Raw genomic sequence first — 11,894 nt, 5'->3', positions numbered from 1 at the left:
GGCTGGATGGAGCGCAAGGTGAAATTCATAATCCTCACAAGGATTATGAATTTCCTGCAAGTTCAGGCAGTCCGTTCGCCCGCGACCCAGACCCCGCGCACCGCAACCGCACCGGCCACCCGGGTGACGCGGATCACGTCGCCGCGCAGGCCGGGTTTAATTCGGCCGCGGTCCGCAAGGCCGGTGGCCGCAGCGGGGGCCGCCGTCACCGTGGCGATGGCGCGGGCCATATCGCCCCACAGATCGCCCAGCATCATCGCGCCCGACAGGAGCGAGGACGGCACGTAATCCGACGACAGGATGTCCAGAAGCCCCTTTTCCGCCAGATCGGCGGCGGCCACATTGCCGGAATGCGACCCGCCCCGAATCAGGTTCGGCGCACCCATCATCACCTTGATGCCATGGTCGTGGCAGGCCCGCGCAGCCTCTGCCGTGGTTGGGAATTCGGCAAAATGCACCCCGTGGCCCGCCGAGGTGGCCACCTGCGGCGCGGTCGTGTCGTCATGGCTGGCCAGAACCGCGCCGAACCGCCGCGCTTCGGCCACGGCGGTCGCCTCGTGCAGGGCACCCAGACGGTCGCGCAGGGCGCGCTGGCTGGCCACATGGTCCAGAAAGCCCTGATCGGACAGGCCATGCTTGCCGCAGACATATTCTTTCAGCTTCGACAGATCACGGAACTGCCGCTCACCCGGCGTATGGTCCATCAGGCTGACGATGCCGATGGCATCATCAGGGCCGAATTTCGCCAGCTCCGCCACCAGCGTCTCCGAGCAGACCTCGGCCCGCAGATGCAGGAAATGGCTGATCTTCAGCGCGCCCTTGGCCCGCAGGTCCAGAATCTCATCGGCCAGCGCGCGGGCATATTCGCCGTAATTGGTGGCGTTGTTCACCACCGACCCCACCCGCAGCGCGTCGAACACCGTGGTGATCCCGGTCGAGGCGAGTTCGGCATCATGCGCGATGATCGCCGCCTGATGCGGCCAGTTCACCCGCGGCCGCGGCTGCATATGCTGTTCCAGATTGTCAGTGTGCAGTTCGATCAGCCCCGGCATCAGCAGATCGCCGTTGCAGTCCACCGCGCCCGGCGGCACCGCGCTGCCCGGATCGACCGAGGCGATCTGCCCGCCGGTCATGCGGATCGATCCGCGGATCACCTCTTCCGGCAGGACAAGGGTGGCATTGGCAAGGATGGTCTCGGTCATGGCAGGTCCTGTCTTGCGGTCGGGCGGAGGAGGCGGCTGAATGGCACCCGGCTGTCACAGCGGTGTGACACCCGAAGGCTAAGGCGCGCGGTATGGATCAGATCAAGCGATATGCCGTGTATTATGCCCCGCCGGCGGGGGAATTTGCCGATCGGGCGGCGGAATGGCTGGGCTGGGATGCCGCCCGCGGTCTGGCCGTGGTGCAGCCCGATCTGGGCCTGCCCGCGGCAGAGATCACCCGCGACCCGCGGAAATACGGGTTCCACGGCACGATCCGCGCGCCGTTCCGGCTGGGCGAGGGCGTGGATTTCCCGGCGCTGGATCAGGCGTTGACGGCACTGGCGGCACGGCTGGCTCCCGTCAGGTTGGACGGGCTGCGGTTGGAAAGCCTGGGCGGGTTCCTTGCGCTGGTGCCCGAAGGGGACGAAAGCCCGCTTCTGGAACTGGCGGCCGAGGTGGTGTCTGCGCTGGACCCCTTGCGCGCGCCGCTGACCGCGACCGAGATCGCAAAGCGGCGGCCCGAGCGGCTGTCCTTCCGCCAGCGCCAGCTGCTGGAAATCTGGGGCTATCCCTATGTGATGGAGGAATTCCGTTTCCATCTGACCCTGACCGACCGGCTGGCCGATCCGGGCCCGGTGGCGGCGGTGCTGCGGGACCATTTTGCCCCGGTCCTGCCCCGGCCCTTCCCCATCGGCGATCTGTGCCTGTTCGGCGAAGGTCAGGACGGGCAGTTCCGCATCCTGCATCGCTACACCCTTTCCGGCTGAAGCGCGGCCAGAAACCGCGCCAGCCCCCGCGCTGCCGTTCCGTCATTCGTCACTGTGATGGCGGAAATCCCGTCCGGCAGCGCAAATTCGGCCCGGGCCAGACGGGTGGCGCGGTCACCGGCCGCCTCTCGTCCGCGGGCGGCAAGGCGCTGGGCGAGAACCTCGGACGGGGCGGTGACAAGGATCACCGAAAGTTCAGGGTAAAGCGCCCGCGCCTGTGGCAGCACGGCGCGCGAGCCGTTGAACATCAGCACGCCCTGCCCCGTCAGTTCGGCCCGCGGGATGCCGTAATGCAGACCATGCGCCTGCCAGTGCAGCGCGAAATCGCCTTGGGCCAGACGGTCGTCAAAGACCGCATCCGTCACGCCCTCGAAATCCTCGCCGCCTGCTGCCTCGGGGCGGGTGATCACACGGCGCACCGCACGGATGCGCGGATCGGCGGCGCAGGCCAGCGCCATGAGCGTATCCTTCCCCGCGCCCGAGGGGCCGACGACCGCCACCAGCCTCATGCCGCGCGCCCCGGGGTGAAGGCGGTGACATCGACCAGCCGGTCACAGACCCGCGCCCGGGCCGGTTCGTCGTGGAAAATGCCCAGGATCGCTGCGCCGCGGGCCTTTGCCTCTTCGATCAGGGTCAGCACGACCTCGCGGTTCTGCGCATCAAGGCTGGCGGTCGGTTCGTCCAGCAACAGCGCCGGGTAGGGATGGGCAAAGCCGCGGGCGATGTTCACCCGCTGCTGCTCCCCGCCCGAGAATGTCGTGGGCGACAAGGACCACAGCCGTTCCGGGATATTCAGCCGGGCCAGCAGCGCGGCCGCCCTGCCCCGCGCCTCCTCCGGGTCTGTGCCAAGGCGCAGCAGTGGCTCGGCCACGACCTCGATCGTCGGAACGCGGGGCACCACCCGCAGGAACTGGCTGACATAGCCCAGCGTGTCACGCCGCAAGGCCAGCACCTGCCGCGGGGCCGCGGTGACGACATCGGTCCCGCCGATAAGGATTTCCCCGCCCGCCGCCAGATAATTGCCGTAGATCATCCGCATCAGCGTGGATTTCCCCGCCCCGGACTGGCCCACCAGCCCAACGCATTCGCCGCGGCGGACCGACAGTTTCGCCCCTGCCATCACCGGGATCTCCGCGCTGCCCTGATTGTGCAGGGTGAAGCTTTTCGAAAGGTTCCTGACCTCAATCATGTCTCTATACCTGCAGAACAGAGGAAACGAGCAGCTGGGTATAGCCATGCTGCGGATCGTCCAGCACCTGATCGGTCAGCCCGGTTTCTACCACACGCCCCGATTTCATCACCATCAGCCGGTCGGCCAGCAGCCGCACGACGGCAAGGTCATGCGTGACGATGATCACGGACAGGCCCAGATCGCGGACCAGCCCGCGCAGCAGGTCCAAGAGCCGAGCCTGAACGGACACGTCCAGCCCGCCGGTCGGCTCGTCCATGAACACCAGCCGCGGCCCGGTCACCAGATTGCGGGCGATCTGTAACCGCTGCTGCATCCCCCCGGAAAAGGCCGAGGGCCGGTCGTCGATCCGTTCGGCCGCGATCTCTACCCGGCCCAGCCAGTCTGTCGCGGTGTCGCGGATATTGCCGTAGTGGCGGGCGCCGGTGGCCATCAGCCGTTCACCCACATTGCCGCCGGCGCTGACACCCATCCGCAGCCCGTCGCGCGGGTTCTGATGGACATAGGCCCAATCCATCCGCAACAGCCGCCTCCGTTCCGCCTCGCTAAGGGTCAGCACATCGTCTCCGTCATAAAGCACGTGGCCAAGATCGGGCCGCTGATGGCCAGCCAGACAGGAGAGCAGCGTGGATTTGCCGGATCCGCTTTCGCCGACGATACCCAGCACCTCTCCGGGATAAAGGTCGAAGGACACGTCCGCACAACCGATCCGCGCGCCGTAGCGCTTGGTCAGGCTCTGCACGGAGAGGAGTGGAACCGTCATTTCGGCATGTTTAGAGACGATATTCATGGCTTTCCTCCGTCCCGCTGCCGCGTTTCACAGAAATCGGTGTCCGAGCAGACGAACATCCGGCTGCCGCGGTCATCGGTGATCACCTCATCCAGATAGCTGGTGGCCGAACCGCAGAGATCGCAGCAATGGTCGGCTTTGCTGGGTGTGAACGGGTGGTCTTCGAAATCAAGGCTGACCACTTCGGTATAGGGCGGCAGCGCATAGATCCGCGCCTCACGTCCCGCACCGAACAGCTGGATCGCCGGATTGCCGCCCAGCTTCGGATTGTCGAACTTCGGGATCGGCGAGGGGTCCATGACATAGCGCCCCTCGACCTTCACCGGATAGGCGTAGGCGGTGGCAATCTCGCCATGGCGGGCGATGTCTTCATACAGTTTCACATGCATCAGGCCGTATTCCTCCAGCTCGTGCATCTTTCGGGTCTCGGTCTCTCGCGGTTCCAGAAAGCGCAGGGGTTCGGGGATCGGCACCTGATAGACCAGAATCTGCCCCTCGGTTAACGGCTGTTCGGGGATGCGGTGGCGGGTCTGGATCACGGTCGCTTCTGCCGTGTGACCCGTCACCTCCACCCCCGCGGTGCGCTGAAAGAAGCGGCGGATCGACACGGCATTCGTCGTGTCATCGGCGCCTTGGTCAATGACCTTCAGCCGGTCCTCGGGCACCAGACAGGCCGCCGTCACCTGCACCCCGCCGGTGCCCCAGCCATAGGGCATGGGCATTTCCCGGCTGGCAAAGGGCACCTGATAGCCCGGCACGGCCAGCGCCTTCAGCAAAGCGCGGCGGATCATCCGCTTGGTGTCTTCGTCCAGATAGGCGAAATTATAGGCCTGATCGGTCATCTCGGGCGGACCTTCTTCTGGCCGCACAGCAGCGCGGCGGCGGCGAACAGTGGGATCATCGGGCGGGTCATTCGGCGGCCTCCCGCATCTGCAGAGCTTCGGCCCGCAGGCGGCGGACCAGTTCCAGCTCTGCCTGAAAATCCACGTAATGGGGCAGTTTGATATGTTCCAGAAAGCCGGTGGCCTGCACATTGTCGCAATGGGACAGGACGAATTCCTCATCCTGCGCGGGGGCGCCCATGTCGTCTTCGCCCAACTCCTTCCAGCGCAGGGCGCGGTCCACCAGGCTCATCGACAGGGCCTTGCGTTCTGACTGTCCCAGAACCAGCCCGTAACCGCGGGTGAACTGGGGCGGTTCGGTTTTCGAGCCCTTGAACTGGTTCACGGTTTCGCATTCGGTCAGCTCAACCTCGCCAATGGCGACCGAGAAACCGAGTTCCGGGATCTCCATCTCCACCTCGACCCGGCCGATCCGCAATTCGCCCACGAAGGCATGGGTCCGGCCGTAGCCGCGCTGGGTGGAATAGGCCATTGAGAGGAGGAAGCCCTCATCCCCCCGCGCCAGCGCCTGCAACCGCAGCGCGCGCGAGGCAGGCAGCTCCAGCGGCTCGCGCGTCAGGTCCGGCGGCGGGGTGTCGTCCATGGGTTCGGATTCGATCAGCCCGTCCCGGCCCAGCAGGGCCATGACATGGGGCACCGCTTCTGCCGTGGCAGGGGCGCGGGGCGCGGGCGGCACTTCGCCTTCGGCCATCAGCGCGAAATCCAGCAGCCTGTGGGTATAATCGAAGGTCGGCCCCAGCACCTGCCCGCCGGGCAGGTCCTTGAAGGTGGCGCTGATGCGGCGGTCCACGGCCATGGTGGCGGTCTCCACCGGAGCCGAGGTGCCGAAGCGGGGCAGCGTGGTGCGATAGGCGCGGATCAGGAACACCGCCTCGATCAGATCGCCGCGGGCCTGCTTGATCGCCAGCGCGGCCAGATCGGGATCATACAGCGAACCTTCGGCCATCACCCGGTTGACGGCCAGCGCCATCTGTTCGCGGATTTGCGGCACCGAAAGCTCCGGCACGGCAGGATCGCCGCGGCGTTCTTCCGCCAGCCAGCTGTGGGCGGCGTCGATGGCGCGTTCGCCCCCTTTGACGGCAACATACATCAGTTGTCCTCCACGCGGGTGGACCGGGGCAGCGCCGCAAGCCGGGTGCCGCAGGTCAGGATCGTGTCAAAGCCCAGCGGGTAGAGCGCCCGGTTGGCACGGAAGGCGGCGGTTTCCGGCAGGGACAGGGCGGCTTTCCGGGCAATGCCGGGGCCGGTCAGGACTGCGCCTTCCGCTTCCAGCCGGTCCATCTCGACGATCAGCGTGGCTGCGCGGTCGGGATAGGACGGTTCGCCGATGCGGAAATGGGTGACCGGCTGAAGCGCGGCCCAGGTGCCAAGGGCAAAGCGCGCCTCTTCGGCGCTGACCAGCGGCGCGCCGGTGTGAAAGGCAACCCAGCCGCGCACCGCCGGGCAGTCGGCCGCGCCGGCCAGATGCAGCGGGGTGGTCGGGTCCGTCAGCGTGAGCAGCATCACCCCGGCCGCCACCGACAAGGGCGCGGGCGGTTCGGCGCCGGTGACCGGAAAGATGCGGCCGGGGCGGGCCATGGCTTCCATGATCGCACGGAAGGCCTGTGCCGATTGCACCGCGGGTTCGGCGAAGCCGCCGGTCAGCAGCGCGGTCATTTGTCCTCTCCCCGCACGAGGGTGAAGAATTCCACGCGGGTGGCGGCGGCTTTTGCGGCCCGCTCCTCATGCCTCTGGTCGGCCTCATCGCGCAAGGGGCGGATCAGAACAGTCTCGAACGTGGCTGAATTACTGCCCTGCATCAGCGCATCGCCCAAAGCCGCGCGGCGGGCATGATCCTTGTCGCGGCCCTGCACCCAGGCGTGTCCGACGGTGCCGTCCTCCAGCCGGACGGAGCAGCGGGTCACCGTCATCTCGCCCAGATTGAACGGCGATCCGGTGGCACCGGTGCGCCCCCGCATCATGACGGTGCCGGTCTCCGGCCCGCGCAGCAGGGCATGGGGCGGCAGGTCTGGCATCAACGCGGCCAGACGGGCGGGCGCGGCCTTCGCCAACACGCCCATCCAGTTCCGCCGCGGGTTTTCGATGATTTCCGTCATTCGCCCCTCGACAAGTTTGCGGATTTGTCTAGATTACTATACAACTAGACAAGTGATAGCGCGCTGCCTGAGTCGGCTCAACAAGAGAAGCGTGAATTTTCCGTGACAGAGGCCTTGCCGCGATGACCCGTAGCCCGATCTGGAAATCCATCTCCACCGCGCTGGCCGCGGAGATCGCCCAGGGGCGCTACCACCCCGGGGACCGCCTGCCGACTGAGGCGGAACTGGCTGCACGCTTCGGGGTGAACCGGCATACGGTGCGGCATGCACTGTCGGCGCTGGTGGAGCAGGGCACCCTGCGCACGCGGCGGGGGGCGGGTGTGTTTGTTGCGGCCCGGCCCACGGATTACGCCCTTGGCCGCCGGGTGCGGTTTCATCAGAACGTGGCCGCCTCGGGGCGCACGCCCTCGCGCCGTGTCACCCTGCGCGCGACCCGCAGCGCCGATCCGCGTGAAGCGGCGGCGCTGCACTTGGCCGAAGGTGCTGCGGTCCACGTGATCGAAGGTGTTTCGCTGATCGACGATCAGCCGGTGGCGGTGTTTCGGTCGGTTTTCGACGCGCTGCGCTTTCCTGCCCTGCTGGACCATATGGCCGAGCAGAACTCGGTCACTGCAGCGCTGGCGGCCTGTGGTCTGACCGATTACACGCGGGCCGAGACACGGCTGACGGCCAAGGCCGCCCCGGCCACGCTGGCGCTGACGCTTCAGATCGCCGAAGGGGCGCCGTTGCTGCGGTCGGTCGCGGTGAATGTGGATGCCGCGGGGATTCCGGTGGAATATGGCACCACATGGTTTGCCGGGGACCGGGTGACATTGACCATCCATCCCGATGACAAGGGTTGACGCCTTCAGCATACCACATTTGCTATAGATCAGCGCCAAACGTTCATTTGACGATCATGGCCCCGGCAGCGCAATGCTGTGCTGGTCCACCCGTGCCGCGAAGGCCCGGGTCCGCAGAGGACAATCCATAGCGGCACTGCTTTCTAGGGAGGAAAAGCATGAAGCTTTCAAGACGCGCCGCGCTGGCACTGGCCAGCGGGCTTGCAACGCTCAGCCTCGTGGCGGGTGCCCCGATCTTTGCCCAAGACAAATCCACCATCGGCATCGCCATGCCGACGAAATCCTCGTCGCGCTGGATTTCCGACGGCAATTCCATGGTCCAGCAGTTCGAGGCCGCAGGCTATGCGACCGATCTGCAATATGCCGAGGATGACATTCCGAACCAGCTGGCCCAGATCGAGAACATGATCACCAAGGGCGTGGATGTGCTGGTCATTGCCGCCATCGACGGCACCACCCTGTCCAACGCGCTGGAGAATGCGCAGGCGGCGGGCATCAAGGTCATCGCCTATGACCGGCTGATCCGCGACTCGGGCGCGGTGGACTATTATGCCACCTTCGACAACTTCAAGGTCGGCGTGCTGCAGGCCGACAGCCTGGTCCAGTGCCTGAAGGAACGTTTCCCGGACGCCAAGCCCTGGAACATCGAACTGTTCGGCGGCAGCCCGGACGACAACAACGCCTTCTTCTTCTACAATGGCGCCATGTCCGTCCTGCAGCCGATGATCGACAGCGGCGAGATTGCTGTGCCCTCGGGTCAGATGGGCATGGATGTCGTGGGCACCCTGCGCTGGGATGGTGCGGTGGCCCAGTCGCGGATGGACAACCTTCTGTCGGCGAATTACGGCGACAAGACCCTGATGGGCGCGCTGTCACCCTATGACGGGCTGTCGATCGGCATTCTCTCCTCGGTCAAGGGCGTGGGCTACGGCTCGGGCGATCTGAAGATGCCCTGCGTCACCGGGCAGGATGCGGAAATCCCCAGCGTGAAGTCGATGCTGGCGGGCGAGCAGTACTCGACCGTGTTCAAGGACACCCGGGCGCTGGCCGGTGTGACCGTGAAGATGGTGGATGCGATCCTGAAGGGTGGCGAGCCGGAGATCAACGACACCACGACCTATGACAATGGTGTCAAGGTGGTGCCGTCCTATCTGCTGGAGCCGATGGCGCTGGGCGTGGCCGATATCGACAAGGTACTGGTCGAGTCGGGCTATTACACCGCCGATCAGCTGAAGTGATCTGAATCTCCCGGGGGTGCGCCTGTCTTCGGATGGCGCGGTGGGGGGCCAGCCCCCCACACCCCCCGGGATATTTATGCCAAGATAAAGAGCAGGCCGGGGCGGGGGAATCATGGGAACGCTTCTGGAAATGCAGGGGATCGGGAAGGCCTTTCCCGGGGTCCGCGCGCTGGATCATGTGAACCTGTCGGTCGAGGCGGGCGAAATCCATGCCATCTGCGGCGAAAACGGGGCGGGCAAGTCCACGCTGATGAAGATCCTGTCAGGGGTCTATCCGCAGGGCAGCTATGAGGGCCAGATCGTCTATGACGGGCAGGTGCTGGCGCTGCGCGACATCCGCGACAGCGAGGCGCGGGGCGTCATCATCATCCATCAGGAACTGGCGCTGGTGCCGCTGCTGTCCATCGCCGAGAATCTTTTCCTGGGCCACGAGGTCGCCCGGAACGGCGTCATCGACTGGCCGCTGACCTTTCAGAAGACCGAAGGCTGGCTGCGCAAGGTGGGGCTGAGCGAGGCACCCTCCACCCCCGTGGGCAAGCTGGGCGTGGGCAAGCAGCAACTGATCGAGATTGCCAAGGCGCTGGCCAAGGATGTGCGGCTGCTGATCCTGGACGAGCCGACGGCCGCCTTGCAGGAGAATGACAGCCAGAAGCTCTTGGACCTGATGCTGGAGCTGAAGGCGCAGGGCGTGACGCAGATCATCATCAGCCACAAGCTGAACGAGATTTCCCGCGTGGCCGACCGGATCACCGTGCTGCGGGACGGGCGGTCGGTGTCCACCATGGACCGTGACGAGATTTCCGAGGACCGGATCATCCGCGACATGGTGGGCCGCGACATGGCGCACCGCTACCCCGAGCGCAGCCCGCAGATCGGCGAGGTGCTGATGGAGGTCAAGGGCTGGTCCGTCCGTCACCCCGAAGATCCCGAGCGGATGGCGATCCGCGATGCCGCATTCACCGTGCGGCGCGGCGAGATCGTCGGCATTGCCGGGCTGATGGGGGCGGGGCGCACCGAACTGGCGATGAGCCTGTTTGGCCGCAGCTATGGCAGCGGGCACCGGGGCGAGGTTCGGATGAACGGCCGGCTGGCCGATGTCTCGACCGTGGAAAAGGCGATTGCCGCGGGCCTGTCTTATGTGACCGAGGACCGCAAGGGTCTTGGCCTGATCCTGGAAGAGCCGATCCTGAAGAACATCAGCCTTGCCAATCTGGCCGGTGTCGCACTGCGGGGCGTGCTGGACAAACGGCGGGAGGCGCGGGTGGCCGAGGATTACCGCAAAGCGCTGGCGATCCGCACGCCGGGGGTGCAGCAGAAGGTGGTGAACCTGTCCGGCGGCAACCAGCAGAAGGTGGTGCTGTCGAAATGGCTGTTCACCGATCCGCAGGTGCTGATCCTGGACGAACCCACGCGGGGCATCGACGTGGGGGCCAAGTTCGAAATCTATCAGATCATGAACCAGCTGGTGGCCCAGGGGCGCGGCGTGGTGATGATCAGCTCTGAAATGCCCGAGCTTCTGGGCATGTGCGACCGCATCTGCGTCATGAACGAGGGCCGGATCGTGGGCGAGCTGACCCGTGAAGAGGCGTCTCAGGAAAAGATCATGGCAATGATCCTCAGGACCACCGGAAAGGCTGCGTGATGGCAGGGAATTCGACGGCTCGGCCCGCGGCGGGCAAGGGTATCAGCGCCCATCTGGGCGGACATCTGCGGGAAAACGGCATGTTGGTGGCGCTGGTCGCCATCGTGTTCTTTTTCACGGTGATCGTGCGGGTCACGATCGACGTGGATTTCCTGTCGGCGCAGAACATCACCAACCTGTTCCTGCAGAATTCCTACGTCATCATCATGGCGCTTGGCATGCTGCTGGTGATCGTGGCGGGGCATATCGACCTGTCTGTCGGATCGGTCGCAGCGTTTACCGGGGCGATTTCGGCAGCGCTGACCGTCACGCTGGGCCTGCCGGTCTGGGTGGTTATCCCGGTCACCCTGCTGGCGGGGGCGGTGATCGGCGCGGCGCAGGGCTATTGGGTGGCGTTCTGGGGCATCCCGTCCTTCATCGTGACGCTGGCCGGGATGCTGGTCTTCCGCGGGCTGACGCTGTGGCTTCTGGGTGGGCAGAACATCGGCCCCTTCCCTCGGACGTTTCAGGGCATGTCCAACGGCTTTGTCCCCGATATTTTTGGAGACTGGGATCAGGCGCTTCTGGGAATGGAACGGCTGAACGGCACCGCCGTTCTGGCGGTTCTTGCCGCGGCGGCGGTGCTGGTCTGGCTGGGGCTGCGCGCGCGGCGGCGCGATGCGGAATTCGGCATCGTGCCGGAACCTGCGGGCCTGTTCTGGGCGCGCAATCTGGTGGTGTCGCTGGCGCTGGTCTTTGTCGGCTGGAAGCTGGCGCAGTTCCGCGGCCTGCCGAATGTGCTGGTGATCCTGGTCGTGCTGACAGTGCTTTATGCCTTCTTCACCGAAAACACCTCGGCCGGGCGACGGATCTATGCCACCGGCGGGAATGAAAAGGCCGCGCGGCTGTCCGGCATCCGCACCAGCCGGCTGGTCTTCTGGTGCTTCGTCAACATGGGGGCGCTGGCGGCGCTGGCGGGGATGATCGTCACCGCGCGGCTGAACAGCGCCACGCCCAAGGCGGGCGTCGGGTTCGAGCTGGACGTGATCGCGGCCGTGTTCATCGGCGGCGCGTCGATGGCCGGCGGATCGGGGCGGATCGTCGGCGTGGTGGTCGGCGCGCTGATCATGGGGGTGATGAACAACGGCATGTCCATTCTGGGCATCGGCATTGATTACCAGCAGGTGATCAAGGGGCTGGTGCTTCTGGCCGCCGTCGCCTTCGACGTCTACAACAAGCGCAAGTAA

Annotated in this window: 13 protein-coding genes; 5 read left to right on the top strand and 8 right to left on the bottom strand. The window is 65.8% G+C overall.

Features of this window, described 5'->3' with window-relative positions; genetic code table 11:
- Nucleotides 1–62 precede the first annotated feature (62 nt).
- Entirely contained in the window at nucleotides 63–1,202 is a 1,140-nt protein-coding gene (locus tag ACO2Q5_RS04320; protein WP_423288372.1) for an alpha-D-ribose 1-methylphosphonate 5-triphosphate diphosphatase, read from the bottom strand.
- Between the two features lie 92 nt (nucleotides 1,203–1,294).
- Between ACO2Q5_RS04320 and ACO2Q5_RS04315 the strand changes: the two genes are divergently transcribed.
- The gene (locus ACO2Q5_RS04315) at nucleotides 1,295–1,969 is read left to right on the top strand and encodes a DUF1045 domain-containing protein (RefSeq protein WP_423288371.1); all 675 of its coding nucleotides are present in this window, start codon (nucleotides 1,295–1,297) and stop codon (nucleotides 1,967–1,969) included.
- On the opposite strand, the gene phnN is transcribed toward ACO2Q5_RS04315, so the two are convergent.
- From phnN to phnG, 7 genes are all read right to left on the bottom strand, one after another.
- Nucleotides 1,951–2,478: a phosphonate metabolism protein/1,5-bisphosphokinase (PRPP-forming) PhnN gene (phnN, locus tag ACO2Q5_RS04310; RefSeq protein ID WP_423288370.1), complete on the bottom strand. Its 528-nt coding sequence runs from the start codon at nucleotides 2,476–2,478 to the stop codon at nucleotides 1,951–1,953. The two genes, ACO2Q5_RS04315 and phnN, sit on opposite strands and share 19 nt — an antisense overlap.
- Nucleotides 2,475–3,158, bottom strand: a complete 684-nt coding sequence (gene phnL / locus ACO2Q5_RS04305) for a phosphonate C-P lyase system protein PhnL (protein WP_423288369.1) — start codon at nucleotides 3,156–3,158, stop codon at nucleotides 2,475–2,477. Before phnL ends, phnN begins: the two co-directional genes overlap by 4 nt.
- Before the next feature lie 4 nt (nucleotides 3,159–3,162).
- Nucleotides 3,163–3,921 (bottom strand): phosphonate C-P lyase system protein PhnK, encoded by a 759-nt coding sequence (gene phnK, locus ACO2Q5_RS04300; RefSeq protein ID WP_423288460.1) that lies wholly within the window; start codon nucleotides 3,919–3,921, stop codon nucleotides 3,163–3,165.
- Between the two features lie 23 nt (nucleotides 3,922–3,944).
- Nucleotides 3,945–4,790 carry an alpha-D-ribose 1-methylphosphonate 5-phosphate C-P-lyase PhnJ gene (locus ACO2Q5_RS04295; protein WP_423288368.1) on the bottom strand — a complete coding sequence of 282 codons (846 nt, stop codon included), beginning with the start codon at nucleotides 4,788–4,790 and terminating at the stop codon, nucleotides 3,945–3,947.
- A gap of 67 nt (nucleotides 4,791–4,857) precedes the next feature.
- The gene (locus ACO2Q5_RS04290) at nucleotides 4,858–5,940 is read right to left on the bottom strand and encodes a carbon-phosphorus lyase complex subunit PhnI (RefSeq protein ID WP_423288367.1); all 1,083 of its coding nucleotides are present in this window, start codon (nucleotides 5,938–5,940) and stop codon (nucleotides 4,858–4,860) included.
- Nucleotides 5,940–6,506 carry a phosphonate C-P lyase system protein PhnH gene (phnH, locus tag ACO2Q5_RS04285; protein ID WP_423288366.1) on the bottom strand — a complete coding sequence of 189 codons (567 nt, stop codon included), beginning with the start codon at nucleotides 6,504–6,506 and terminating at the stop codon, nucleotides 5,940–5,942. Before phnH ends, ACO2Q5_RS04290 begins: the two co-directional genes overlap by 1 nt.
- A complete protein-coding gene (phnG, locus tag ACO2Q5_RS04280) occupies nucleotides 6,503–6,946 on the bottom strand; it encodes a phosphonate C-P lyase system protein PhnG (RefSeq protein WP_423288365.1) in 444 nt (147 codons plus the stop codon). The genes phnH and phnG overlap by 4 nt, the downstream gene beginning before the upstream one ends.
- 122 nt (nucleotides 6,947–7,068) lie before the next feature.
- Between phnG and phnF the strand changes: the two genes are divergently transcribed.
- The 4 genes from phnF (at nucleotide 7,069) to mmsB (ending at nucleotide 11,894) form a co-directional block, all read left to right on the top strand.
- A complete protein-coding gene (gene phnF, locus ACO2Q5_RS04275) occupies nucleotides 7,069–7,788 on the top strand; it encodes a phosphonate metabolism transcriptional regulator PhnF (RefSeq protein WP_423288364.1) in 720 nt (239 codons plus the stop codon).
- A gap of 158 nt (nucleotides 7,789–7,946) precedes the next feature.
- Nucleotides 7,947–9,026: a multiple monosaccharide ABC transporter substrate-binding protein gene (gene chvE / locus ACO2Q5_RS04270; RefSeq protein WP_423288363.1), complete on the top strand. Its 1,080-nt coding sequence runs from the start codon at nucleotides 7,947–7,949 to the stop codon at nucleotides 9,024–9,026.
- 112 nt (nucleotides 9,027–9,138) lie between these two features.
- Complete coding sequence (gene mmsA / locus ACO2Q5_RS04265) at nucleotides 9,139–10,668, top strand: multiple monosaccharide ABC transporter ATP-binding protein (RefSeq protein ID WP_423288362.1); 1,530 nt, start codon at nucleotides 9,139–9,141, stop codon at nucleotides 10,666–10,668.
- Nucleotides 10,668–11,894, top strand: a complete 1,227-nt coding sequence (mmsB, locus tag ACO2Q5_RS04260; RefSeq protein ID WP_423288361.1) for a multiple monosaccharide ABC transporter permease — start codon at nucleotides 10,668–10,670, stop codon at nucleotides 11,892–11,894. Before mmsA ends, mmsB begins: the two co-directional genes overlap by 1 nt.

The organism is Neotabrizicola sp. VNH66 (assembly GCF_049445895.1).
Lineage (GTDB): Bacteria > Pseudomonadota > Alphaproteobacteria > Rhodobacterales > Rhodobacteraceae > Pseudogemmobacter.
The sequence above is the reverse complement of the archived record's forward strand: the minus strand, read 5'-3'. Positions and strand labels throughout refer to the sequence as shown.

Excerpts from the sequence above, each read along its gene's own strand:
- ACO2Q5_RS04320 (WP_423288372.1), bottom strand. The coding sequence starts at position 1,202 with ATGACCGAGACCATCCTTGCCAATGCCACCCTTGTCCTGCCGGAAGAG.
- ACO2Q5_RS04315 (WP_423288371.1), top strand. The coding sequence starts at position 1,295 with ATGGATCAGATCAAGCGATATGCCGTGTATTATGCCCCGCCGGCGGGG.
- phnN (WP_423288370.1), bottom strand. The coding sequence starts at position 2,478 with ATGAGGCTGGTGGCGGTCGTCGGCCCCTCGGGCGCGGGGAAGGATACG.
- phnL (WP_423288369.1), bottom strand. The coding sequence starts at position 3,158 with ATGATTGAGGTCAGGAACCTTTCGAAAAGCTTCACCCTGCACAATCAG.
- phnK (WP_423288460.1), bottom strand. The coding sequence starts at position 3,921 with ATGACGGTTCCACTCCTCTCCGTGCAGAGCCTGACCAAGCGCTACGGC.
- ACO2Q5_RS04295 (WP_423288368.1), bottom strand. The coding sequence starts at position 4,790 with ATGACCGATCAGGCCTATAATTTCGCCTATCTGGACGAAGACACCAAG.
- ACO2Q5_RS04290 (WP_423288367.1), bottom strand. The coding sequence starts at position 5,940 with ATGTATGTTGCCGTCAAAGGGGGCGAACGCGCCATCGACGCCGCCCAC.
- phnH (WP_423288366.1), bottom strand. The coding sequence starts at position 6,506 with ATGACCGCGCTGCTGACCGGCGGCTTCGCCGAACCCGCGGTGCAATCG.
- phnG (WP_423288365.1), bottom strand. The coding sequence starts at position 6,946 with ATGACGGAAATCATCGAAAACCCGCGGCGGAACTGGATGGGCGTGTTG.
- phnF (WP_423288364.1), top strand. The coding sequence starts at position 7,069 with ATGACCCGTAGCCCGATCTGGAAATCCATCTCCACCGCGCTGGCCGCG.
- chvE (WP_423288363.1), top strand. The coding sequence starts at position 7,947 with ATGAAGCTTTCAAGACGCGCCGCGCTGGCACTGGCCAGCGGGCTTGCA.
- mmsA (WP_423288362.1), top strand. The coding sequence starts at position 9,139 with ATGGGAACGCTTCTGGAAATGCAGGGGATCGGGAAGGCCTTTCCCGGG.
- mmsB (WP_423288361.1), top strand. The coding sequence starts at position 10,668 with ATGGCAGGGAATTCGACGGCTCGGCCCGCGGCGGGCAAGGGTATCAGC.